Genomic DNA, 24,332 nt, shown 5'->3' with positions numbered 1-24,332 from the left:
CTTATGTGTTAAGCAATTTTCTGGTTGTTTTCATTTTGCGGCTTTTGTTTCTTTTTAGCCTGCTTTGCAAAATACTCTTTCTGATATTGTCTCACCGTCTTACCGGTTCCGTCGTGTCTCCATCCCGGAGAATTGAAAATATAATTAATTCTGTCTGTAAATTTTAATCCAGGCTGTTTAAGGTCTTTCCATATTTTTCTCCATTCGTATAAAAGAACAGTATCCGGTCTGTTATCCGGCATTTTGGGGTATATGCCATATTTTACAGGAACATTGGGGTCTTCCTTCTGAAAGGTACCGAATATTTTGTCCCAGATAATAAGGCACATTCCCATATTCTTGTCCAGGTATTTTACATTACACGCATGGTGTACCCGGTGGTGTGAAGGAGTTACCAGGATATGTTCCAAAAATCCCATGCTCTTCACCGTCTGGGTATGTACCCAGGTTCCATATACCTGTCCTATCGCATAAGCGACCATAATATGCCATGGATTGAATCCTAAAAAGGCCAGGGGTGAAAAGTATAGGTAGCGGTAAAGCGGCTGCAGTACCGGACTTCTGAATCCAGTGGTAAGATTAAAGAATTCCGAGCTGTGATGGGTAATATGAACTGCCCAGAATGCTCTGGAACGATGATCTACATAGTGTAGTACATAATAGGCAAAGTCGGTAATGATAAAGCAGACCAGCAGATACCAGATGCTAAGGTCCCAGGAGAAAATCCTGTGATGGTAAAAGAAAAACATAACTCCCATCGCAAATGCCTTCATGATAAGGTCCAGACCAAAATTCATCAATGCCAGATAAACATTCGTCACAAGGTCTTTACCACTATACAGCTTCGCTTCTGAAACATGGCTATAAATCATTTCAGCTAAAATAACCGTAGCGTGCAGAGGAACAGCCCATGCATATACATTTTCCAGCCCGTCCTCACTCATAAGAAAATCCATCATCACAAAATAATTTGTGTAAAGGTAGGAGTTTAGGGAATGTTGTTGGGAAAATCTTAACCTTTTTTAAGGAAATTTTAATCTGTCGTTTTGTTGGCCAGCTGTCCACAGGCGGCATCAATATCTCCCCCGCGGCTTCTTCTGACCATTACTGTAATTCCTGCATTTTCAAGCTGCCTGATATAGTTTTCTTCTGCCTGCTTGTTGCATTGGTCATACTTCCCGTCTCCAATTGGGTTATATTGAATAAGGTTCACTTTAGACGGAACCTGTTTGCAGTATTTAATCAGGGCTTTGATGTCTTCGTCACCGTCATTGATTCCTTTCCAGACACAATACTCGAAAGTAATTACAGAGCCGGTCTTCTGGTACCAGTACTGAAGGGCCTCCATAATATCCGTCAAAGGAAATTTGTCTGAGAAAGGCATGATCTCGTTACGCTTAGCTTCGATGGCAGAGTGAAGGGACAGTGCCAGTTTCACTCTCAGCTCGTCATCTGCAAGCATTTTAATCATTTTGGGAATACCGGAGGTAGAAACAGTAATTCTTCTGGGAGACATTCCCAATCCTTCCGGCTGAGTAATCTTCCTGATGGCCTCTACTACGTTTTTATAGTTCATCATCGGCTCACCCATTCCCATAAATACAATATTGGTAAGGGGCCTTTCAAAATACATTCTGCTTTGGCTGTCGATAAGAGCCACCTGATCTACGATTTCAGCAACTTCCAGATTTCTCATTCTTTTCAGTTTGGCTGTAGCGCAGAATTCGCAGTTGAGTGAGCATCCTACCTGTGAAGAGACACACGCGGTAGTTCTTGTCTCTGTAGGAATGAGAACAGATTCTACGAGCAGGCCGTCATGAAGCTTCACTCCGTTTTTGATGGTCCCGTCCGAACTTTTCTGAAGTAAGTCTACGGAAACAGGATTGATGGTATACTCTTCGGAAATTTTTTCACGAAGGGGTTTCGAAAGATTCGTCATTTCATCTATCGAATGGAGGTTTTTACTCCATAGCCAGTCATAGACCTGTTTCGCACGAAACGGTTTTTCTCCTAAAGACACAAAGTAATCTTTAAGCTGGTCCAGTGATAATGTACGGATATCTTTCAAAATAGGTTGAGTATAGATTTTAAATTATAAATTTTAGATTAAAATCCCTTTCGAAGGTTAGGACTTAATCTAAAATTTATAATCTATAATTTAAAATTAATTACAAAATTAACATGGCATCACCGTAAGAGTAGAATTTATATTTTTCTTTTACGGCTTCTTCATAAGCATGCATTACGAAGTCTCTTCCTGCAAATGCTGCAATCATCATCAGTAATGTTGATTTTGGGGTGTGGAAGTTCGTAATCATTGAATTTGCTACTCCAAAATCGTGTGGCGGATAAATAAATTTATTAGTCCATCCGTTGAATGCGGAGATTTTTTTGTTCGAAGAAACAGAAGTTTCCAGAGCTCTCATAGTTGTTGTTCCTACTGCACAAACTCTTCTGTGAGATTCTACAGCTTTGTTGATGATGGCTGCATTTTTCTCATCAATGATAATCTCTTCAGATTCCATTTTGTGCTTAGAAAGGTCTTCTACCTCGATTGGGTTGAATGTTCCCAAGCCAACGTGAAGGGTAACTTCAGCAAAATTGATTCCTTTGATCTCCAATCTCTTCATCAAATGCTTGGAGAAGTGAAGCCCTGCGGTAGGAGCAGCCACTGCACCTTCCACTTTGGCGTAGATCGTCTGGTATCTTTCTGCATCTTCAGGTTCTACTGCTCTTTTGATATATTTTGGAAGCGGTGTTTCGCCCAATTCTTTTAATTTCGATCTGAATTCTTCATAAGAACCATCGAATAAGAATCTTAATGTTCTACCTCTTGAAGTGGTATTGTCGATAACTTCTGCTACCAAAGATTCATCTTCGGTAAAGAATAATTTGTTACCAATTCTGATTTTTCTTGCCGGATCTACCAGTACATCCCATACTCTTGTTTCTTTATCAAGCTCTCTTAAAAGGAAAACTTCAATTTTAGCACCTGTTTTCTCTTTATTTCCGTAAAGACGTGCAGGGAAAACTTTAGTGTTGTTGAAGATAAACAAATCTTCCTCATCAAAATAATCTACTACATCTTTGAATAACTTGTGCTGGATTGTTTCAGTCTTTCTGTCAAGCACCATCAATCTGGCCTCGTCTCTGTGTTCTGATGGGTGTTCTGCCAATAATTCCGCAGGAAGATCAAAATTAAAATCTGATGTTTTCATTTTTTAAATTACGGTTTAAAAATTATTGAAATTACAAGGTGTAATTTTCGGAGTGCAAATATACGACATTGAACACCCCTTTGTCAAGTATTATTTACAATCAATTGTAAAACCGTGATTATACGGGGGTTTCAATCGAATAAAAAGGATAACTTTAGCCTCCGGTAAAAGACTGCTCTGTCATCAGCAGCCAGAATTATCTACCAGAACATCAAAAAATTATAACAATGAGCAAGTATTCAATCGAAGCATTTATCAATGAAACAAAAGAGAATCCACAGCAAAGAGATTATTTTGAGCTGGAAACCAAACATCTTTTAGAAATCAACCTTAATAACCAGACGGTATGGACTAAAAGAGGAAGCATGGTAAGCTATGTGGGTAATATCAACTTTGAAAGACAGGGAATGTTATCCGGCGGACTTGGAAATCTTTTGAAAAAAGCAATCAGCGGTGAGGGAAGCAAACTGATGAAAGCGGAAGGAACAGGTAAGCTGTATGTGGCTGATTCCGGGAAGAAAGTCCGTATTCTCTACCTGAATAACGAAGCGGTATGCGTTAACGGGAATGACGTTCTTGCCCACGAGCAAAGCGTAAAGAGTGACATCACTATGCTTAAAAGTATTGCTGGAATGATGGCCGGGGGACTTTTCCAGGTAAAGCTTTCGGGAACGGGACATATTGCCATTACAACCCATGGAGATCCCTTGACTTTGCTTGTCACTCCGGAGACGCCAGTTTTTACAGATCCCAATGCCACCGTAGCATGGTCCGGAAACCTGAGTCCTGAACTTAAAACCAATGTTTCCCTAAAGAGCCTTATCGGAAGAGGAAGCGGTGAAGAATTTCAGATGAAATTTTCTGGAAACGGCTGGGTACTGATTCAACCTTATGAAGAAGTGTACTTTACAGAAAAATAAAGCTTCTCAACCTTGGGCAATTTTTGTACTTTCGTATGAATTAAAACAAAAGCAGATGAACAAACTGATCAAGTTAGTTTTCGTACTGGTTATATTTCCTACTGCACTTATTGCCCAAGCTTCAAAGCAAAAATATCAATACCATATTGATCTTCTTCATATGTCTGATGATGAAGTCACCGTTTCTTTCACTCCACCCAGGAATACCCTTAAAGAGGGAAAATTTATCATTCCCAAACTGGTTCCGGGATTTTATCAGGCTATGAATTTTGGACAGTACGTTTCCAATCTGGCAGCCACAGATAAAAAAGGAAAAAAAATAACTGTTGAGCGTTTGGATCAAAACAGCTGGATGGTACATGACCTTAAGAATGTCCACAGAATATCCTATCAGGTGGCTGACGGATGGGACTCCCTGAAACAGAACACGCAGGGAGCTAAATCTGCCGGCAGCACGTTCAAAAAAGACAGTGTTTTTGTCATTAACTATAATTCCTTAGTGGGATATTTTGAAGAAATGAAAGATATTCCCTATCAGATAAACATTACAAAAAATAAAGATTTTTATGCTTCTTCGGCCCTGGATTACCAACAAAAAGATAAAAATACAGATATAGTCTACGCAAAAGACTATCGCCAGCTGGTAGATTCTCCCGTTCTATACTGTGTTCCCGATACTACCTGGCTGAAGATAGGGCATACTGAAGTATTGGTCTCCTTTTATAATAAGAAGGAACGGCATTATTCTAAAAAAATAGCGCTTGAGATCGAAAACATTCTGAAAAACCAGCAGGCTTACCTGGGAGGGACATTACCCGTGAACAAATATGCCTTTCTGATTTACTATGAATCCTCAAACGAAAAAGGATTCATGGGTGACGGACTCGAGCACTCCCAATCCACTGTCTGCCTGTACCGTTCAGGAAATATGAGTTTTCTACCCAATGCCCTAAACAGAGTGGCTTCCCATGAATTTTTTCATATTGTGACTCCCCTTAATATTCATTCCGGAGAAATCCAGCATTATGATTTTCTGAATCCATCGATGTCTGAACATCTGTGGCTGTATGAAGGGATGACGGAGTATGCGACGATCCATATGCCCATCAAACAAAAAATGATCAGTCTGGAAGATTTCGAAAAAAGTCTGGAAGAAAAGATAAAGGGGATGAAAGAATTTGATAACAGCCTCTCCTTTACAGAGATCAGTAAAAACGCGATGGAGAGACAGGATCAGTATATGAATTTTTATCAGAAAGGTCCACTATTGGGGTTATGCCTTGATATCAGACTGCGTGAGCTTTCAGGTGGAAAAATGGGTACCCAGGATCTGATGTTGCAGCTGATGAAAAAATATGGAGCAGGCAAATACTTTAACGATGGCGATCTATTTGATGAAATTACAGCAATGACATTCCCGGAAATACGGACGTTTTTCAGGGATTTTGTAGAAGGTACGCAACCTGTTCCTTTGAAAGAGTACCTTGCCAAAGTAGGCTTTAATTATGATGAAGCTACCGGGAAAGTAAGTCTTTCACCCAACCCGGATTTAAAACAAACGGCTTTACGGAAAGCATGGATCAGTCAATAGACTTTAAGTAAAACAAGCGTTCCTACCTCAACATTTACCCATAAAAAACCTATTAACATGAAAAGAAAACTTGCGGGATTGCTGTTAATCATGTTTCATTTTGCCCATCCACAGATACAGAAGGTAGAACAAGTAATTGATTCCTCTGTCACAAAAGATAATTTTAACGGTTCAGTTTTATTGGCAAAAAACGGAAAGATTGAATTGCTTACGTATAAAGGACTATCGAACAGGCATTACAATATTCCTTTTTCGGATGATACCCGGTTTCATATTTTTTCGCTTACAAAAACTTTTACAGCGGCACTGATCATGCAGCTGTATGAAAAAGGAAAAATAAATCTGGACGAACCAATTGCAAAATATTACCCTGAATATAAAGGCGAGGCTGCCCATAAAGCCACGATACGAAACCTGCTCACTTATAGCAGTGGCAGAGATCATAAAGACATCAGTTCACCAGAACTTATTCACCAGGCCTACGATAATACCATCTGGAACCTGGACGATTTTATCGGCACCTTCTTGTCTGAAAAGCTGGTAGACCCGCCAGGAACAAAGTTCAGCTACAACAATGGTGATTTCATACTTCTGGGAAAGATTATCGAAAAAATATATCATAAGCCTTTTGAAGAAGTCTTACAGGAGCAAATACTGACCCCTCTCCACATGCAGAATACCGGATTTCTTCACCATAATGACATCATCAGTAATATTGATGAGGGGTATTCGGCGGATTCATCAGATCCCTTTGCGCTTCATATGCCTACCAATACGTATATTGATAACTTCTACTCAGCCGGGGCGATGTATTCTACTCCAAAGGATTTGCTCCTATTTGACCAGGCGGTATTCAACGCTGTTCTTTTCAACAAAAAGACATTGGAAACGATGCTTACTGCCGATAAAAAATTGGAAGATACAGCTTTGGGATTCTGGGTATATCCTAAAAAATTCGGTACTGTCTCCACGGTGTTTGCAGAGCGTCAGGGTGAAGGCTATGGCCATAGTGCCAACTGGGTGCATCTGGTCGATAAAAACCTCACCGTCATCATTCTTTCCAATACAAAAGATATCAAATACCTCAACAAAATGAGAGAAAAAGTAATCAGTGCATATTACGGACAGTAAGACCAATAATTCTACAATATCCACTGAACATCCGGCAGGAACTTTCAACCCTAAAGCATTCCCTTTCTGTTCTTCTACTCCTATGTTTTTCAGCAAAAGCATTCACCATTCTTTGAAAAAGTTTTAATATATTTAGAAAAAAAATAGATGAACAAGAGTACTTCCCGCAGAGACTTTATTAAAGCTGCAACTCTGGCAAGCTTTGGGGCACTGGTTTTACCCAATTCTTTATTTGCTTATTCCAATGATTTTAAAACAGATAAAAAAGTTCGTGTAGGTTTTATCGGTGTTGGCCTTCGGGGGCAGGAACATGTAAAATTGCTTGCCAAACGAAGTGATGTAGAGATTATCGCTTTTGCTGATCCGGATAAAAGAATGCTTTCCGCTTCACAAAAAATCCTTAAAGACAATCATAAACCGGCGGCCCAGGAGTTTTCAAATGGTGAGTACGATTATAGAAATCTGTTAAAATCAAAAAATATAGACGCGGTTGTTATTGCTACTCCGTGGGAATGGCACCTCCCTCAGGGTGTAGAGGCCATGCGTGCTAAAAAGATTGTGGGGATGGAAGTATCCGGAGCCATAAAACTTCAGGATTGCTGGGAGTTTGTAAAGGTATATGAGGAAACGAAAGTTCCTATTTTCATGATGGAAAATGTATGCTACCGAAGAGACATTATGGCTATTCTGAATATGGTCCGTAAGGGGATGTTTGGGGAACTGGTGCATGGACGAGGGGGCTATCAGCATGATCTGAGAGGGGTTCTTTTCAATGACGGAGTTACACCTTACAATTCCGGGGCTGAATTTGGAGTGAAAGGCTTCAGCGAAGCAAAATGGAGAACAGATCACTATGTAAAACGCAATGGTGAGCTCTACCCTACTCACGGGTTGGGTCCGGTTGCCATGATGATGGACATTAACCGTGGAAACCGCCTGACAAGGCTTTCTTCATTCTCCTCAAAATCTGTCGGCCTTCACAAATATATTGCAGAACATGCCAAGGGTGGGGAAAATCACCCCAATGCGAAAGTGAAATTTAACCAGGGAGATATTGTGACCACCCAAATTGCCTGTGCAAATGGTGAAACGATACTTTTGACACACGATACAAGCCTACAGAGACCGTACGATCTCGGATTCCGTGTACAGGGAACTGAAGGACTATGGCAGGACTTCGGATGGGGAGATTTCAACCAGGGGCATATTTATTTTGAAAAAACCATGAACCACAGCCATCGCTGGGAAAACACTGAAAAATGGATGAAAGAATTCGATCATCCAATGTGGAAAAAATTTGAACATACGGCTGCAGGTGCAGGACATGGAGGAATGGACTTCTTTGTCATGAATACCTTTATCGAATGTATCAAAAGAAATATAGAGTTCCCGATGGATGTATATGATCTTGCATTATGGTATTCTATCACGCCGCTGAGTGAAGAATCCATTGCCAAAGGCGGCCAGGCGGTTGATATTCCCGATTTCACCAATGGAAAATGGAAAACCCGTAAACCTGTATTTGGAATGACTGATGAATTCTAAGAAAACATTACTCATTCTAGCAGGTGGACTGGGCAGCCGCTACAAAGGTCTTAAACAGGTGGATGGAATACTGGGAAACGGTTCTCCGATTCTGGAGTATTCTATCTACGATGCCCTGGAAGCCGGTTTTCACAAAGTAGTTATTATTGTCAACAGACTGATACCTCAAAGCTATATTGAAAGACTCAATGCAATCTCAGAAATGAAAAAATTTGAGCTGCATTGGGTATATCAGGAAATGGACAGTATTCCTATTTCTTTGGAGGGCTTTGATTACCCTGACCGTGAAAAACCATGGGGAACAGCCCATGCTGTGCTTTGTGCAAAATATATGATACAGGAACCTTTTGTCATGATCAATGCTGATGATTTTTATGGAAAAGAAGCTTATCAGCTGGCGGCTTATGAAATTGATCATCATCATATTTCAGACTCACAATTGGGAATGGTTGCTTATCCGGTAGGGACTACACTGAGTGGTAATGGAGCTGTTGCAAGAGGCATCTGTACCCTGGACCCTGAAAATTTTCTCGTCAGGGTAGATGAGCAGACTTCCATTCAGAGAATCAATAATTCTATCATTTACAATGAGAATGGCAAAAATATACCATTAGATCCCAACACCCTGGTATCAATGAATTTTTTTATTTTTCATCCTCATATATTCTGTTATCTGGAAGCTTACTTTTATGATTTCATCGAATCTGATCCGCTTCCGAATCAGGAGTTTTACATTCCTTCTGCAGTGCAGAGGATGATGGATGAGAGCAAGGTAAAAGTAATGGTACAGGCATCTCCTTCGCAATGGATGGGCGTTACCTATGCAGACGACAAAAAAGAAATTAAGGATTTTCTGATGTCAGAAATCCGAAACAACAGATACCCGGACAAATTATGGAGCTAAAAGATATTGTCATTCAGTTTATCGGTACGGACCATTACAGTTTATCTCCTATCAATGATGGATTGATCAATACAACCTATCTTCTGGAAGATCATGACCGGGAGAAAAAATTCATTCTGCAAAAGATCAATCAAAACGTTTTCAAACAGCCCGAAATTATCGTCAACAATCACTTACTGATTAATGAGCTTCTCAGGTCAAATAATTATCAATTTCAAATTGTGGAGCCTATTCCTTCTCTTAATGATCAACTGTTGGTAAAGGATGAGAATGACCAGCCATGGCGTATGTTAAGTTTCGTAGAAAACAGCATTACCTTTCTTACTGCCCCCTCTTTACAAACGGCTTTTGCAGCAGCGAAAACCTTCAGTTATTTCCTTACTACAGTAAACACCGAAAATCTGCCTGCTATTGAAGATACGCTTCCTGATTTCCTTAATTTCGAAAAAAGAATTGCGGATTATAAAAATTCACTAAAAAATGCAGCTCCCCATTTACAGGAAAATGCAAAGGCTGAAATAGAAGCCACCAATCAGTTTCTTTCCTTACCGGACAAGTGGATAGCAATGGAGAGAAGCAATCAGATCCCCAAAAGGATTATCCATGCCGATGTAAAAATCAGCAACATCCTCTTCGATCAAAACCATAATCCGTTAGCGGTCATAGATCTGGATACCATGATGATTTCTACTATTCTATATGATTTTGGAACGATGGTTCAGTCATACACCAATACAACACAGGAAGATGATGGAAGCGCCAAAAACAATTTCAACCCCGAAATGTATGAAGCCGTAAAAGAAGGTTTCCTATTCTACCTGAAAGAAAAACTGACCCCGAAAGAATCTGATCATCTTGACTATGCTGCGCAAGTCGCCATCTATATTCAGGAGATTCGTTTTTTAACGGATTACCTGAACGGCAGCACTTATTATTCTATAACACATCCTGAGCACAACCTGGACAGGACAAGAAATCAACTGGAATTGCTGAAGGGGCTGAGGGCGTATCTGTATCATCCGAGACAAGGTTAAATGACCAAGCCAGTGTACCATTAACATGGATATCTGCTTTTCTGCGAGAATTTTAGGATCAGGTACAAAAGTTGTGGAGAGACGATTTTTTTTCCCTGTTATACTTTTGCCTTGAAGCAAAAGTATACAAAAATTCAAGACTGGAATCATCCGCTAAAAATTGACCTTGCCTCCTAAAATTTCCAAACTCGCATGGATTCAACACTTGTTATTCGACTCAATAGAGTGGCCATGCTCAGACACTGGAAATTTTTTAACGGATTCAAGATCAATTTTGCCTCTGATTTTTTATTTTTTATTTGAATCGGCGAACCTTAAAAGGTTTATTAACGCTCCTAATTCCTAGGTCGATTAAAGAATACAACTATTTTTCACAGTTCTTATTGGATTGAAAGCCGATTAAAAAAAACTCCGAAAACATCCTCAAACATCTGTGGAAATTTGCGTCATCTTTGGTTAATTTTTTTACTTACACACTAAAATCGAAGATTAATCTTTCTTCAGTAGATGAATGTTATTTCTACGGAGTCAAACAGTGATGGTATACAATCCTATATTATTTTTTCTATTTATATTAAATCAACTTTTTGCTTGCCCCCCAACTTTTTCGCCTGATCCTAACTTTATTTTAAAAACTTCAGAATAGCTTTCCAATCTTCCAGCTTTTTATCAAAGGAGATGGTATGGAGAGGACTTGTAGAGGGTAGTAAAAAGATGGGCAACCTATAGTTTTTTCCCAGAAGCTTCTGTACGTTTTTATAGGATTTACCACCATTAGAGAAAATCGCTTTGACGCGAGGATGCTGTTCCAGCAATTCTGCAATCTGGTTGGCCTCCTCATTCCGGATCTCGGAATCCAGACTGCCTTTCCTTTCACAGGAATCAATGACATCCCACAGGGCAATATGATGCTTCTTCAGTATTTCCATTCTTACTACGTACTCTTCTGTATATTCTTCCTGTAATAATTCAAAAATAATCTTCCAGAATTTGTTTTGAGGATGGGCATAATACTGTTGTTTCTCCAGGGATTTCACTCCGGGAATAGAGCCAAGGATTAAGATTTCAGAATGAGAATCAATAACAGGAGGAAAGGAAGAAATACGGTTTTGCATATTCAAATATATACAATTTATTTCTCGCAGATGATGCAGATTGAGAAGCAGGGTTATTTAAGTTTTGGCTATAGCCCATGGTTTCTGATCATAAAAAAAGCGGGCTAAGCCCGCTCCTATTGATCGTTTATCTTATGATCTTATAAAGTTTCCTTCAGCCAGTCGAAGAATTCTCTCTGCCATACCAATCCGTTTTGCGGATGAAGTACCCAGTGATTCTCATTCGGGAAGTATACTAATTTTGATTTTAAACCTCTTAATTTCGCCGCCTGGAATGCTTCTTGTCCTTGCTCGTAAGGGACACGGAAATCTATTCCTCCCTGAACGATCATGATCGGCTTATTCCATTTTTCCACAAAGTTGCTTGGGTTAAATTCTGTATAAGCTTTTGGCTGTGGCTTCTCCCATGGAGAACCGATATCCCAGTTGGCAAACCATAATTCTTCAGTCGTCAGATACCATGATTTCATATCAAATAATCCATCGTGGGCAATGAAGGTTTTGAATCTGTTTTCGTGGATTCCTGCCAGCATAAATACACTGTACCCGCCATAACTTGCTCCTACTGCTGCTACTCTATCGCCATCTACATAAGGTAATGTTTTCGCATAATCGGTTGCTGCCAGGTAATCTCTCATCGGCTGTCCACCCCAGTCTTTGGAAATATCTTCATTCCATTTTGTTCCCCAGCCCGGCATTCCCCTTCTGTTGGGAGCCACTACGATATAATCATGAGCTGTCATCAGCGCAAAGTTCCATCTTACACTGAAATATTGTGTCAGTGCAGACTGAGGTCCACCCTGGCAATAAACCAGCGTAGGATATTTTTTGTTCGGATCGAAGTTGGGTGGATAGTGGAACCATACGCCCATTTCTTTACCATCCGAAGTTTTTATCATTTTAAGTTCAGATTTTCCCTGAGCCAACTTGGCATACGTATCTTTATTGGTTTCAGTAACCTGCTTCATATCCCCGTTTTTAAGGTTTACGGAGAATAGTTCCGTAGCATGGTTTACATCTGTTCTCCCTACTAAAAGTGAAGATTTATTATCTGTGAAGATCTCATTAACGTCAAAATCTCCTTTGGTAATCTGCTGTACTTTTGCAGATTTGGGATCTAATGAAAAAAGTTGTTTGGTCCCTCTGAATGCTGCTGTAAAGTAGATTGTTTTTGAATCCGCTCCCCATAGCACATCTCCGGAAACACTTTCATCCCATCCGGAGGTAAGGTTGGTGGTCTTCCCTGTTTTCCAATCCATGATCTTTACATCATTTTTATCTGCTTCATAGCCGTCTCTGGCCATGCTTTGCCATACCAATGATTTTCCGTCCGGGCTGAATTTCGGGTTTACATCGTATCCTTTATTGGATTCAGTAAGGTTTTTAGTGGATCCTGACGCCAAATCATAGGCAAAAATATCAGTATTGGTACTGGTTGCATATTCTTTACCACTTTTAGGCTTTGTAACGTATAAAAGCTGTGAAGAATCCGGACTCCAGATAAAGTCTTCTGCACCTCCGAAAGGCCTTTGGGGGGAATCCCAGGTTTTCCCATCCAGAAGATCCTTTGCCCCCTCCACTTTATCGCCAGTATTCACAACAAATACATGGTTGTACTTTCCTTCATTGAAATAATCCCAGTGTCTGTGGTTTAGGTCAGTATACACCTGAGCAGTTGTTTTGGGAGTATCGCTATATTTGTCTTTTCCCATCAGCTTTTCTACCAGCACCTGCTTACTGAAAGCGATTTTCTTGCCATCCGGGGAAATCACAATATTATCTGCTTCACCGATGGTGTAAAAATCTGTCCAGGTTTTTCCGGCATCTTTAGAAAGATAAATCTTATCTCCTTCCTGTGCATAAATCCCGTTTTTATCCCATTGAATCAGGGCCTTTTTACCAAAATCTATTTTGGAAGACTGATGGTTGAGAACATTCAGAAAATAGTTCTCATTTTTTGTTTTTTCTGTTTTCAGATCTACCTGTCCTACTTTATAAATAAGGGAAGCCTGATCCGGTGATACAGCCTGTACTCCCACTTTTTTTAAAGTCCAGAGGATCTCAGGCGTCATTACTTGTTGTGCATTCATTAAAAGCGGAGCTGCCAGAGCCAGCAGACTGTACTTAAGTTTCATATGTCAATATTCATTTTTAGCGGATTCTTGCTATCATTAAGATTTCATACAATCCTTTTATTAAATTCAAAGATTGCCAAAGTTAATATTTAAAATAAAAACGGACGAAAGAATTAACACTAAAGTTTTCCTTAACTGGAAGAAGTAATATATTATCAGTAAATTTTCGCTATTTTTATAAAAAACTAAACCTCCTTTTTCCATGAAAAAATTTTCACTTTCTTTATCAATATTTTTATCATCATTCTATTTTTCCCAAATAACAATACTTCCCCTTGGAACTCATTACTATAATACGTACCAGGCAGCTATTTCTGGAAACGGAACAATTTATTATACGACTAACGGAAGTACACCAACATTAAATTCACCATCGGCGGTCAACAACGTACAAATTCTTATTGATCAAAACAAAGAAATCAAGGCATTTCTTGTAGATGGACAAGGAAACCCTTCAGCTGTAGTCAGTAAAAAATATTACACAGGAAATATTCCTTCAGCTGCCATTTATTTTAAAGCTCCCTCAACATGGACATCAGGAAGCTGTGTAATGATTGATATGGTGAACCCGAATTCAATTGACGGACTTTTAATAGATACCCTCTGGCCGGGAATACCGATGCAATCTACAGGGTGTGAAACATGGTATAAGATTAATAAGAATTTTGAAAATGCGAATCTACGGTTTAATAACTGCTTCATTTATGAAAATTTTCCTCAAGCCATCAGTACCCATCTGATTCCGGCGGGGAGCACAATATATTATGATTTTACAGACGGAGAAATTACGAATCCACCTTCATGCTTATTTCTGGCGAGTCATGAAAATTTATCAGAAAATAAAGGTGTTTTGATTAAGCTTTATCCAAATCCTGTTTCAGACATTTTAAAAGTTAATACAAGCCGCTACTTTCAAGAGTATGAAATAATAGATGTTAGTGGAAAAGTAGTGTCAAAGAATAAATTTGTAAATGAAATTCCTATTGGTGATCTTACTTCTGGAAATTATTTTCTAAAGCTTAAAGATCCTTATGGAAGCCTGGTCTTACTAAAATTCATTAAAAAATAATAAATCCACTCAGCCGAGTGGATTTATTATTTTGATCTGTATCGTAAATCAATTACTCTCCATCAGAGAATATTGAATTTGCCAGTGAGGTGACAATAGACAACAGGATACTGAAGATAAATGCCCACCAGAAGCCATCTACCACCATACTGTCTATAAAATAATCTGCAATCATGATAATTGCTGCATTAATAACAAGAGCAAAGAAGCCCAATGTAATAACAGTCAGCGGAAGCCCAAAGAGGCTCAGAATAGGCTTTACGAAGATGTTTAAAACTCCCAGTACAATAGCAAAAATGATCGCTGTTGAAAATCCTTCAAATTGTACTCCCGGTAAAATTTTTGTTAGCAGGTATGCAACGATAGCAGTCACAAACAAACGGATAATTAAGTTCATTTCGTTATTTTTTTAATGTTTATGGGAACTATTGAGCAAAAGCCATTCCATTCCGGCAAAAAAAAATCTACAAAAATCCTTTATTTAAAGAATATTTTAATCTAAGCCTGCCTGTTACTTGATCTTCATCATGGTCACTAAAGAAGTTGCACAATGCGTTTCCGAGTCTGGGTTTTCGTTCTGGACAAAGATTTCGGTTCTGATGACGCTGATCTTTCCACCCCCTTTGATTACATATGATTTTGAAACCAGGGCATCTCCCATTGCCGGACGTAAATAATTGACTTTCAATTCTACTGTCACCACATAACAATCCTCAGCATAGTGGCTTACCGCGGCATATCCTGAAGATACGTCGACCAGCGAAGCGATCATTGCTCCATTGAACATCCCTGCCTTGCGGGTCATCATTTCCATCTTGGGAATCCTGATAGAGACAAAATCAGTTTCGGCCTCCAACAGCTCTGCCTTGTAAAACTTTAACGTTTCGGAACGGTTGAAGCTGTCTGTCATGAGTTTCTTTTTCTCGGGAGTCATTGTTTTTTGAATTTGATTGTAAATGTAAAGATTGATTTAAATAATAAAAAATTAAAAGGCTTAAATTCTAAGAAAACCCTTCCACCCATAACAAAAAAACAATTTTTTCAGTTCAAAATAGTAGCTTTGCAGTAAAGGAACCATCCCTATGAGTTTAAAAAAAAGTTTCATTTTTTTGAGCCTTCTTCTCTCCAGCTATTTCCTTGCACAGACTTTACATTTGTATGGTGGTGCGGATAAGGATCAGTATCTGGGATGTCTGAACTGTGATACTTTTGATAAAAATTCTGTCTGGAATAGGTACAGTGATTACGGCAACGTGTACAGCTCAAAATCGATCTGGAACACCTATGGGAATTACGGAAGCCAATACAGCACCTACTCTCCGTGGAATGCTTATGCTTCTTATCCACCCGCTATTGTAGATCAGGATGGCAATTTTTTAGGATTTCTCACCCTGAATACGTATACCTCAGAAAGATCGGAACTGGAACTGGCGTTTATTTTATGTAAACATCATGAGGATATCAAAAAGGATATTAGCGGATGGTATGACAGACTGTTCCGGTAATACTTACAGCCACCTGCCATATCTTTTGATATGCTCACCTATCAAAAAGATCAGTCTTATTTCATTTATTCTTTTATTGCCTTTTTTCACTAGGAAGTTTACAATGATGTCAATAACTACAATGACATGAGAGAAAAATCAAAAATTTTCAAAAACCAGGTGTACTTTTTATACGCAAGTCTGTCACTTAAGTGTTCAAAGGGGTTTTCTGCCATTTGTGGTAAAAAATAATGTACGCTTAAAGCAAACCCGTTTACATATCCCAAACTCCACTTACCGGAATTGCTTCTTCTCCCTCTGCACAGATTATCAATTCCCATTAATTCTAATAAAAATCAGGTTTTTCAGGTAAAATAAAGCTTTCTTTCTATAGAGAATTCTAACAAATAGGTTATATTTGCATCTTATTTATTTTTAATAAGACTAAATAATAATAAAAATGCAGCAGTCCGGTAAAAAGAAGTCTACAGGTACGTTCAAAAAATATATTCTGAAAGCTCATTTGTGGCTCGGACTCCTTTCCGGTATCATAGTACTGATCGTTTCTCTGTCGGGTGCATTTTTTGTGTTTAATGAAGATATTACGGCCGTATTGCGTAAAGAACACATTTTTCATGGGGAGAAAGATATTCTTCATAAAAAGCCTATTCCTTTACACAAATTGAAAGATGTGGTCAATGCACAGTTAAAAAATGAAATTATAAAAGCTGACGAAGTTACCATTCCTATAGATCCTGCCCGTTCTTATCAATTCGGACTGGTTAAAGGTGACCCTGAAGGCTGGAATCATTTTAACAGCATCATTGTCTATAAAAATGTTTATGTTAACCAATATACCGGAAAGGTCATCGCCATATACGATGTAAAAAACAATCCTTTCTTTATCTGTATGGCTTTGCATCGCTCCTTGCTGCTGAGCAATACCATTGGCGGTACCATTGTGGGAGTATCTACCATTATCTTTGTAATCATGCTGATTACCGGAATCATCCTGTGGTGGCCAAAGAATAAAAAAATGCGTAAACAACGTCTGTGGTTCCGCTGGGAAAAGGTGAAAGGATGGCGACGCAAGAATTATGATGTACACAACATCCTTGGTTTTTATGCTTCCTTTCTGGCCGTTGTTGTGGCGATTACCGGAATTATGTATTCATTCCGTATTACCCAAATGTGGGTGTATGTGTTGCTCAATGGATTTTCCTCAGCGACACCGGATTACAGCCAGTACAAAACCACCGCACCGGAATCTGTGGAAACAGCTACAACTATAGACCGGATCATAGAACAGGTGAAAGTTCATTATCCACAGGCTTATTCCTTTGGAGTTGACCTGGAGGATCATGCTGAAGCGGATCACCAACACGATAACTTAAGCATCTGGATCAAGGAAAAGGAATTCACCTATGCCGAATCTTCCATGATGATTTTTGACGAACATTCGGGAAAACTTCTGTTTAATCGTCCGCATGGAGATAAACCTATGGCAGAAAGAGCTACAGACGCTACCTACGATTTGCATGTGGGCGCATTCTTCGGCATGACCGGAAAAATACTGGCTTTTATTATGAGCCTATTCTGTGCCTCGCTGCCAGTAACAGGTTTTATGATCTGGTGGGGCCGGAACAATAAAAAGAAAACAACAACCTAAACCCATTATCATGAAGAAACACTATATCTGGTTACCTTTAATGGCGAGCCTGAATGCATATGCCCAAACGGAAAATCCCGTCGATTCTTTGCAAACGGAAAAAACGTCAGAGATCAGCGGCATTGTACTCAAAGCTAACAAAGCAGTTTTTCAGCAGAAAGCCGATAAAATGATTTTTAATGTGGAAAACAGTGTATTGTCTGATGGTACCACTGTATTGGAATTACTGGGTAAAACACCGGGGGTCGTCGTATCACAGGAAGGCGAACTGTCCCTGCGTGGTAAGAAAGGGGTAAGCGTAATGATCAATGGTAAGCTGAGTTCCCTGTCAGCAAAAGAACTTGCCAATCTGTTGCGCTCTACCAACTCTACTCTGGTAAAAAATATTGAAATTATTGCCAATCCTTCTTCCAAATATGATGCTGCAGGAAATGCCGGCATTATTAATATTGTCCTTAAAAAGAGCTCATCGGAAGGGCTTAGCGGGAATTATTATCTGAACGGTGGAAGGGGCCGTAAAACCAGGGTGAATACAGGACTGAGCCTCAACTATACCCATAAAAAACTGTCTCTGCACGGAGACTACAGCTATACCTTCCGGGGAGAGGAAGAGCGTCGGGAATTCAGCCAGGTTTTCTTTGATGAAAAACAGCCTCAGAAAATAACAAGGAGAACAGACCAGAATTCATTAACCAATGAGCCTTTAACCTCGAATAATTTTAAATTCGGTGCAGATTATGCTTTCAGTGATAAAACAACTATTGGAGCTTTATTTGATGCTAAAATAGGACGATATGAAGATTTTTCGATGGGAGAAAACAGAATCTTTCAGCCTGAAGACCATCTTTTTGCTCATGTATTCTCGGATAACAAAAGTAAAGAAAACTGGTACGACTACACGTATAATCTAAAAGGTACACACCTTTTCAACGACAGGGATTATAAGGTAGATGTAGATCTGGAATACGAAACCTCACGTTTTACTTCCCGTCAGAATCAGTTGTCTGACGCATGGGTCAATCAGGGAACAGAGGCGTTCAACAACAGAAGAGGCAGCATCGCTTCCCGCCTGAAGGTGTTTAATGCGAAGGTAGATTTCACCCTGCCTTTTAGTGAAATGCATAACCTGGAAACAGGGCTTAAATCTACTATAAAATCCAATAACAATCCTTCGGAATATTTTGTACAGCAAGGTGAAGACTGGATCAATGATGATAAGGCAAGTAATGAATATGAATACAAAGAACAGATCCATGCGCTGTACGCCAACTACAAGCTGAATCTGATGAAATGGACATTCCAATTAGGATTGAGAACGGAAATGACCCATACGGACATCAACCAGAAAACATCCAAAGAACAACGAAAAAGAGATTATACCAATCTTTTCCCAAGCGCGTCCATCAAATACCAGGTGAACGATCAGCATGGATTCTATGCTTCGTACAGTAAAAGGATCAACCGACCGAGTCACTTCGACCTGAATCCGTTCCGATTCTATGATGACCCATTCAATTACTGGCAGGGAAATCCTAATCTGAATCCTGAGTTCACCCACGCAACAGAATTAGGATATACCTGGGGAAAATATATTATAGCATCGGCTTACTTTAGTGTGACAAATGATGTGATGACTGAAGTATACAATTACCAACCGGACACGGGGATTCTGGTAAAAACTCAGGACAATCTGAATAAATCTTATGTATACGGGGCTAATATCACAGCCACTACAAAGCTTTTCAACTTTTGGTCGCTTACCTCAATGCTTAATGTATTCAACAATGAGTATAAGGGTAACTACCAGAATTATTCTGTAAACAGTTCACAACTTGCATTTACATTCAATGCACAAAACAGCTTCAGCATTGCAAAAGGCCTGAAAGCAGAAGCTAATGCCCAATACTTTTCAAAATCGAACATTGGCCTGTTTATCCGTGATGCTTATTTTGACCTGACACTCGGTGTTTCTAAAACATTGCTGAAGGATAAAGCAACCGTAAAATTAGCAGTCACCGATTTACTAAAAACAAATAATTACCGGGTGACCGGAAACAACTTCAGCTCTACTATACGACAGAAATACAACCTGGACAGCCGGGTGGTGACGCTGTCATTCAATTACAAGCTCTAGAATACAGAGCCTTGGCAAGATTTAAAATCTTGGCAAGGCTCTGCTACTTTGACTAGTCGTAGAACTTATCGAAGCGGGCGAAACCGGAAATATTATTCGGAAGTTTCATTCCTTTGGTTGTTTTGTCGGTTTGCACATCGTAGATCCAAACATAGTTACCTCCTTTATTGGTGTTGACAGCAATGTATAATTTTTTATTCTGAACAAACAGACCCTGTTCATAAGGTTCATCTCCCGGGAGTTCATCCAGTACCCGAACCAACTGCTTGGTTTCTATGTCTATAATCGCATAACGACCGTTATAGGAACTGCCTAATGCCGGATCGCGGTAGAGCACCACCATCTTATTATTCCCAATATAATCGATCACGGTTTCCAGCGGTTTACCTCCTATAAGATCGGTAAGATTGATCTGATAGGCTGGATCAGGCGACGTTGCTCCCTTCAGAGTTCTGAAAAGGTAAATTTTACTTGATCCGGCCCCTACCCTTGGGAAACAGCTGTAATAAAAGGCTTCATTTTCTTTTTTAAAAGCAGTTTTGAAATAAGGAGAGCCATTAGCGACTCCGGAGCTTCGGCTATCACTTACCGACTTTTTCACCTTGAAAGTTTTATAATCTATAACTGCAAAATTATAATAGTCCGGTGTGATCCATTTACCATTACGGAAGCTGTACTGCAAATAAATCTCTCCATCTATATAGGTCATAGCACCCACCGTATAAAAGTTATAGTCATCCGGGAAAGGCTGGAAGCCTTCGATCTCCCCCTGACGGACAATACTTAGGTCTGAAGCATTGAAAACAGTATACCGGATATGCTGCCCGTCACCGGTCTCTCCCACAATCACCAAAGTGTTGTCATCTACCCAAACATAGCTGGAAATATCGCTGATATAGGTATAAGGAACCTCTTTTACAGTAGTCAGCCTATCCTGTGTGTATTTAAATTTTTTGAAGACTCCCTGATCGGTTTTGTAGTTATAGATAAAACCATTTTTCACAATATAAGAATAGGTACCTTTGGAATTGATCTCATCTCCCTCTTTGGTAATATCCATTTCCCCTTTGGTAAGGTCGTTGGTAGCCGTCATATAATGTACGGTATTGGGCCAGCTTCCTAAAGCGGAAAGCAGAAAATATTGATAGTCTTTTTCGCCGCTTCCGGAATCTCCGTAGCCTGGTTCACGTTCACAGCTTATGATGGTTAAACAGGCAAGTAATAAAAATATACTGTTTTTGAAATATTGTGTCATAGTCTTTTACTTAAGTAGGTATCTGAATTTTATATAGAAGGCACGCCCCTGCTTCTGAAGCTTGAAGTTGTCATACGCCAGAGCATCCCCTACGTTGGTGACATCTAACGCCACGTTATATCTTCCGTTTTTCATGGAATAGCTTATCCCTATGTTGTGCAGGGTCTGTCTTGGGATAATCGGAATGTTTCTGGGATTTCCATAGGTTTTCCAGTTTTTGTAGAACCACTCTGTCATCTGTAGTCCGTAGTAGAATTCTACACGGCTGTCTTTCTGTAACCAGTCGTCTTTACCGATGCTTACATTTACGTTTCCAAATAGCCAGGGCTGGTTGGGAACATCTTTTTTATAAGTTGCGGAAATGACATCTTCGCTGTTGTTGGCAAACTTTGTATTGTCATACGCTTTGTTATAGCTTACATTCATCAACACATTCAGGAGTCTTTTGTATTGATAACTCAGCTCTCCTTCCAGTCCGCGGGTATAGATATTGGACAGGTTTTCATACTTGAAAGTACTGTTGTACAAATTAGGAACGGTATAAATGAAATCTTTTGTATCGCGGATGTACCCGGCACCTTCTACACGAAAAGCATGTTGTCCCCAATGGTGATTGAAATACAAACCTACGTTGACATTATTACTGGTTTCAGGCTTCAGATTCATATTACTGGTTACTGCCACTCCATCTCCAAAGATTTCCTGTGGTTCCACCAGGCGGTAAGAACGTTCAAATGATCCTTTTACGCCCAGGCCTCTCGTAATTCTTACCGTGGTAGCGAAGCCATATCCCCAGCTGCTGAAATTATCTTTTGCCGGATTATCCGTTCTGGTTACCGGATCGAATACCATTTTCTGAAGTCCTACTTTATAGTATTTAGCAAAGAAAATATTGGTCCAGTGCTTATTAAAAAAATCCTGTTGATAAGCCATTGACAAGATCTGTTTGGTCATCTTGGCAGGTGAAACATCTTCTTTCCGCTCTTCAAGCTGATTGAATGTGGTATTCTTAAGATAATCCACTACATAGTTGAAAATAAGTTTATGGTGATCAACTATTTTGTAAGTTGCCCCTACCTGTGAATACAAGCGGTCTTCGTGCTGCATTATAATGCTCCTGCCTCCTTTTTCACTGGTAGCGGAAGGCTCAAATGTCCCATCCCAGCTGTATTTACGCATAAGGGTGTCGGTTGCTTTCTGAACACTTCTAGAGAACCCTGCATACACATTCACATCCAGGTGGCCATTGAAGAGATTGGCTTTTTTATACTTTAGAAAGTAGTTATTAGCTGCACCGTTCTGTTTTACACCACCGTACACAACTTCCTGATTAGAACCCGTCTGTATCTGTTTGTCGAAAACCGACTGCGACATTCCTAAGAAGAAAGAATCTGCCCAGCTTTTATTTTCCAGGCCCACTTCAGCCATCCCGAAAACAGATTGATATCTGTCGTTAAAACGCTTTACATTCCGTGGCTGATATTCGTTCTGAGCAGCGTTCCAGATTTTCATATCCTTCATGGTATAGTCGTTATCCGAGTGATTATAAAAACTGTTGATGCGCATAATAAGCCCCGTTTTATCATCTTTAAACTGTCCGTTAAGATTGATACGCTGCGTATTGAAAGATCCTATACTGATACCGGCGTCCAGATAATTCCTGCTGCTTCCCGGGGTAATAATATTAACCGCTCCCCCCATAGCATCAGTGCTCAGATGAATAGGAACGACCCCCTTATATATCTCAACACGATCGGCGATATTCACAGGTAATGTACTCAGGTCTACTCCTTTCCCAAGCATTTCCAACGGAACCCCGTCTATGAAGAATTTGACAGCTTTACCAGACATTCCGTTAATGGAAAAGTTGTAGTCAGAACCTACACCGCCCTGCTGCCGGACTTTAATTCCTGTGGTCCTGTTCAGAACCTGATTAAGATCAGCTGTGGTGTTGGCGAGTTTAGCAACATCTATGGCATTAACAGTAAAGGCACCGTCCTGCAGTGCCTTCACCTTCCCTTTGCCATGTATGGTAACTTCTTCTACGACTGCCTGATCCTCCGTCAGCTGAATATTTACCGGAGATCCTTCGCTACCGAAGTTTATTTTCTTCCTGAACTTTTTGTAGCCCTCCAGACTGAAGACCAATACGGCCTCTCCTTTCCTGTAGCTCATCCTGAAATTTCCATTTTGATCGGTTTGTGTTTTAATTTTTGTGTTTTCAACAAAAATGTTGACACCACCTAGCCCCTGTTTTGTATCATTCTGTACAACTCCCTGAACCGAAAAACCGGCATTCTGTGCATTGAGGAGAGTCATTGAAAGAGAAAAAATGAGAAAGATAAAAATACGTTGATATAATTTCATTATTTATAATTATTACAAACGGCAAAATTACAGGGTTCTTATGAATGATCAAAGAAAACGGCTTATTTATTTTTAATTATTCTAATTATAGTTAATATTTTTCATCATTTGCATTGAGCTGAATCATGTAAACAATTTATATTCAGATACAAACACTTAAAAGATCACATTAGTTCATTGCTGAGTATGAATAATATCATCCGATCAATCAGGTCTGATCAGGTGGATTTTCCAGCTTTTTAATGAATTACTGATAAATAATTTTACCTTTTATCGACCGAAAGAAGATAATCTTCGATTTGCGGTTTAATTGAACACTGATTTACACAGATTTTTATGCTCGCAGAATGAGGAGATAACGCAGATTCCCTTCTAAAATAGCAGATTTACAGAAGGCTTTAGTATAATACTTTCAATGCATTGAGCTTGTCACTTAAATGCATGTTCGAAAGCTTTGTGATTATTGTGGTTTAATTGAACCACAGAGAACACGGATTTACACAGATCCTTTTGCTCTTCTAGATTGGGGAGATAACGCAGATTCCCTTTCTAAAATAGCAGATTTACATAAGGCTTTAGTATACTTTCTATGCATTGAGCTTATCATTTAAATGCGTGTTCGAAAGCTTTGTAATTATTGCGGTTTAATTGAACCACAGATGCCTTTAGATTTGCAAAAGGATTTAGTTATAAATTAGATAATAATTAAATTCTGAAGAACCAGAGAAAATAAAGTGAACTAAACAGATGGATAGAAACGA

General features: G+C 39.4%; 19 protein-coding genes. 10 read left to right on the top strand and 9 right to left on the bottom strand.

What is annotated here, in order from left to right; genetic code table 11:
* Positions 1-8: 8 nt before the first annotated feature.
* The 3 genes from DRF67_RS13705 to queA form a co-directional block, all read right to left on the bottom strand.
* Positions 9-959 carry a sterol desaturase family protein gene (locus DRF67_RS13705; protein WP_115928860.1) on the bottom strand — a complete coding sequence of 317 codons (951 nt, stop codon included), beginning with the start codon at positions 957-959 and terminating at the stop codon, positions 9-11.
* Positions 960-1,033: 74 nt separating this feature from the next.
* A complete protein-coding gene (rlmN, locus tag DRF67_RS13700) occupies positions 1,034-2,068 on the bottom strand; it encodes a 23S rRNA (adenine(2503)-C(2))-methyltransferase RlmN (RefSeq protein WP_115928859.1) in 1,035 nt (344 codons plus the stop codon).
* 100 nt (positions 2,069-2,168) lie between these two features.
* Positions 2,169-3,218, bottom strand: a complete 1,050-nt coding sequence (queA, locus tag DRF67_RS13695; RefSeq protein WP_115928858.1) for a tRNA preQ1(34) S-adenosylmethionine ribosyltransferase-isomerase QueA — start codon at positions 3,216-3,218, stop codon at positions 2,169-2,171.
* Between the two features lie 227 nt (positions 3,219-3,445).
* Here queA and DRF67_RS13690 point away from each other — a divergent pair, with 227 nt between their 5' ends.
* The 6 genes from DRF67_RS13690 to DRF67_RS13665 all read left to right on the top strand — a co-directional run bounded on the left by DRF67_RS13690 (position 3,446) and on the right by DRF67_RS13665 (position 10,343).
* Positions 3,446-4,138: an AIM24 family protein gene (locus DRF67_RS13690; RefSeq protein ID WP_115928857.1), complete on the top strand. Its 693-nt coding sequence runs from the start codon at positions 3,446-3,448 to the stop codon at positions 4,136-4,138.
* A 55-nt stretch (positions 4,139-4,193) separates the two neighbouring features.
* Positions 4,194-5,729, top strand: a complete 1,536-nt coding sequence (locus DRF67_RS13685; RefSeq protein ID WP_165851798.1) for a M61 family metallopeptidase — start codon at positions 4,194-4,196, stop codon at positions 5,727-5,729.
* Between the two features lie 57 nt (positions 5,730-5,786).
* Positions 5,787-6,860 carry a serine hydrolase domain-containing protein gene (locus DRF67_RS13680; protein ID WP_115928855.1) on the top strand — a complete coding sequence of 358 codons (1,074 nt, stop codon included), beginning with the start codon at positions 5,787-5,789 and terminating at the stop codon, positions 6,858-6,860.
* A gap of 147 nt (positions 6,861-7,007) precedes the next feature.
* The gene (locus DRF67_RS13675; protein WP_115928854.1) at positions 7,008-8,405 is read left to right on the top strand and encodes a Gfo/Idh/MocA family protein; all 1,398 of its coding nucleotides are present in this window, start codon (positions 7,008-7,010) and stop codon (positions 8,403-8,405) included.
* On the top strand, positions 8,395-9,309 hold the full coding sequence (locus DRF67_RS13670; protein ID WP_115928853.1) for a nucleotidyltransferase family protein: 915 nt from the start codon (positions 8,395-8,397) through the stop codon (positions 9,307-9,309). Before DRF67_RS13675 ends, DRF67_RS13670 begins: the two co-directional genes overlap by 11 nt.
* On the top strand, positions 9,300-10,343 hold the full coding sequence (locus DRF67_RS13665) for a phosphotransferase enzyme family protein (protein ID WP_115928852.1): 1,044 nt from the start codon (positions 9,300-9,302) through the stop codon (positions 10,341-10,343). Before DRF67_RS13670 ends, DRF67_RS13665 begins: the two co-directional genes overlap by 10 nt.
* Positions 10,344-10,966: 623 nt before the next feature.
* On the opposite strand, the gene DRF67_RS13660 is transcribed toward DRF67_RS13665, so the two are convergent.
* Positions 10,967-11,458: a DNA-deoxyinosine glycosylase gene (locus DRF67_RS13660; protein ID WP_115928851.1), complete on the bottom strand. Its 492-nt coding sequence runs from the start codon at positions 11,456-11,458 to the stop codon at positions 10,967-10,969.
* 140 nt (positions 11,459-11,598) lie between these two features.
* Positions 11,599-13,593 carry a S9 family peptidase gene (locus DRF67_RS13655; protein ID WP_115928850.1) on the bottom strand — a complete coding sequence of 665 codons (1,995 nt, stop codon included), beginning with the start codon at positions 13,591-13,593 and terminating at the stop codon, positions 11,599-11,601.
* A gap of 202 nt (positions 13,594-13,795) precedes the next feature.
* Here DRF67_RS13655 and DRF67_RS13650 point away from each other — a divergent pair, with 202 nt between their 5' ends.
* Entirely contained in the window at positions 13,796-14,662 is an 867-nt protein-coding gene (locus tag DRF67_RS13650; protein ID WP_115928849.1) for a chitobiase/beta-hexosaminidase C-terminal domain-containing protein, read from the top strand.
* Positions 14,663-14,714: 52 nt separating this feature from the next.
* Here the strand turns inward: DRF67_RS13650 and DRF67_RS13645 are convergent, their stop codons facing one another.
* Both DRF67_RS13645 and DRF67_RS13640 read right to left on the bottom strand, forming a co-directional pair.
* On the bottom strand, positions 14,715-15,059 hold the full coding sequence (locus tag DRF67_RS13645) for a phage holin family protein (RefSeq protein WP_115928848.1): 345 nt from the start codon (positions 15,057-15,059) through the stop codon (positions 14,715-14,717).
* 114 nt (positions 15,060-15,173) lie between these two features.
* The gene (locus DRF67_RS13640) at positions 15,174-15,596 is read right to left on the bottom strand and encodes a PaaI family thioesterase (protein WP_115928847.1); all 423 of its coding nucleotides are present in this window, start codon (positions 15,594-15,596) and stop codon (positions 15,174-15,176) included.
* 148 nt (positions 15,597-15,744) lie between these two features.
* Between DRF67_RS13640 and DRF67_RS13635 the strand changes: the two genes are divergently transcribed.
* The 3 genes from DRF67_RS13635 (at position 15,745) to DRF67_RS13620 (ending at position 19,949) form a co-directional block, all read left to right on the top strand.
* The gene (locus tag DRF67_RS13635) at positions 15,745-16,167 is read left to right on the top strand and encodes a hypothetical protein (protein WP_115928846.1); all 423 of its coding nucleotides are present in this window, start codon (positions 15,745-15,747) and stop codon (positions 16,165-16,167) included.
* 439 nt (positions 16,168-16,606) lie between these two features.
* Positions 16,607-17,815 (top strand): PepSY-associated TM helix domain-containing protein, encoded by a 1,209-nt coding sequence (locus DRF67_RS13625; RefSeq protein WP_115928844.1) that lies wholly within the window; start codon positions 16,607-16,609, stop codon positions 17,813-17,815.
* Positions 17,816-17,825: 10 nt separating this feature from the next.
* Positions 17,826-19,949: an outer membrane beta-barrel family protein gene (locus tag DRF67_RS13620; RefSeq protein WP_115928843.1), complete on the top strand. Its 2,124-nt coding sequence runs from the start codon at positions 17,826-17,828 to the stop codon at positions 19,947-19,949.
* A gap of 52 nt (positions 19,950-20,001) precedes the next feature.
* Here the strand turns inward: DRF67_RS13620 and DRF67_RS13615 are convergent, their stop codons facing one another.
* Both DRF67_RS13615 and DRF67_RS13610 read right to left on the bottom strand, forming a co-directional pair.
* Positions 20,002-21,204 carry a hypothetical protein gene (locus DRF67_RS13615; protein WP_115928842.1) on the bottom strand — a complete coding sequence of 401 codons (1,203 nt, stop codon included), beginning with the start codon at positions 21,202-21,204 and terminating at the stop codon, positions 20,002-20,004.
* Positions 21,205-21,210: 6 nt separating this feature from the next.
* The gene (locus DRF67_RS13610; protein WP_115928841.1) at positions 21,211-23,571 is read right to left on the bottom strand and encodes a TonB-dependent receptor; all 2,361 of its coding nucleotides are present in this window, start codon (positions 23,569-23,571) and stop codon (positions 21,211-21,213) included.
* Between the last annotated feature and the right edge of the window lie 761 nt (positions 23,572-24,332).

This window comes from Chryseobacterium pennipullorum (assembly GCF_003384725.1).
GTDB classification, from domain to species: domain Bacteria; phylum Bacteroidota; class Bacteroidia; order Flavobacteriales; family Weeksellaceae; genus Chryseobacterium; species Chryseobacterium pennipullorum.
The sequence above is the reverse complement of the archived record's forward strand: the minus strand, read 5'-3'. Positions and strand labels throughout refer to the sequence as shown.

Coding starts and splice junctions, on each gene's coding strand:
- DRF67_RS13665 (WP_115928852.1), top strand. CDS start 9,300: ATGGAGCTAAAAGATATTGTCATTCAGTTTATCGGTACGGACCATTAC.
- DRF67_RS13645 (WP_115928848.1), bottom strand. CDS start 15,059: ATGAACTTAATTATCCGTTTGTTTGTGACTGCTATCGTTGCATACCTG.
- DRF67_RS13670 (WP_115928853.1), top strand. CDS start 8,395: ATGAATTCTAAGAAAACATTACTCATTCTAGCAGGTGGACTGGGCAGC.
- DRF67_RS13705 (WP_115928860.1), bottom strand. CDS start 959: ATGATGGATTTTCTTATGAGTGAGGACGGGCTGGAAAATGTATATGCA.
- DRF67_RS13675 (WP_115928854.1), top strand. CDS start 7,008: ATGAACAAGAGTACTTCCCGCAGAGACTTTATTAAAGCTGCAACTCTG.
- DRF67_RS13610 (WP_115928841.1), bottom strand. CDS start 23,571: ATGAAATTATATCAACGTATTTTTATCTTTCTCATTTTTTCTCTTTCA.
- DRF67_RS13635 (WP_115928846.1), top strand. CDS start 15,745: ATGAGTTTAAAAAAAAGTTTCATTTTTTTGAGCCTTCTTCTCTCCAGC.
- DRF67_RS13640 (WP_115928847.1), bottom strand. CDS start 15,596: ATGACTCCCGAGAAAAAGAAACTCATGACAGACAGCTTCAACCGTTCC.
- DRF67_RS13660 (WP_115928851.1), bottom strand. CDS start 11,458: ATGCAAAACCGTATTTCTTCCTTTCCTCCTGTTATTGATTCTCATTCT.
- DRF67_RS13625 (WP_115928844.1), top strand. CDS start 16,607: ATGCAGCAGTCCGGTAAAAAGAAGTCTACAGGTACGTTCAAAAAATAT.
- DRF67_RS13690 (WP_115928857.1), top strand. CDS start 3,446: ATGAGCAAGTATTCAATCGAAGCATTTATCAATGAAACAAAAGAGAAT.
- DRF67_RS13680 (WP_115928855.1), top strand. CDS start 5,787: ATGAAAAGAAAACTTGCGGGATTGCTGTTAATCATGTTTCATTTTGCC.
- DRF67_RS13650 (WP_115928849.1), top strand. CDS start 13,796: ATGAAAAAATTTTCACTTTCTTTATCAATATTTTTATCATCATTCTAT.
- DRF67_RS13620 (WP_115928843.1), top strand. CDS start 17,826: ATGAAGAAACACTATATCTGGTTACCTTTAATGGCGAGCCTGAATGCA.
- DRF67_RS13615 (WP_115928842.1), bottom strand. CDS start 21,204: ATGACACAATATTTCAAAAACAGTATATTTTTATTACTTGCCTGTTTA.
- DRF67_RS13655 (WP_115928850.1), bottom strand. CDS start 13,593: ATGAAACTTAAGTACAGTCTGCTGGCTCTGGCAGCTCCGCTTTTAATG.
- DRF67_RS13685 (WP_165851798.1), top strand. CDS start 4,194: ATGAACAAACTGATCAAGTTAGTTTTCGTACTGGTTATATTTCCTACT.
- queA (WP_115928858.1), bottom strand. CDS start 3,218: ATGAAAACATCAGATTTTAATTTTGATCTTCCTGCGGAATTATTGGCA.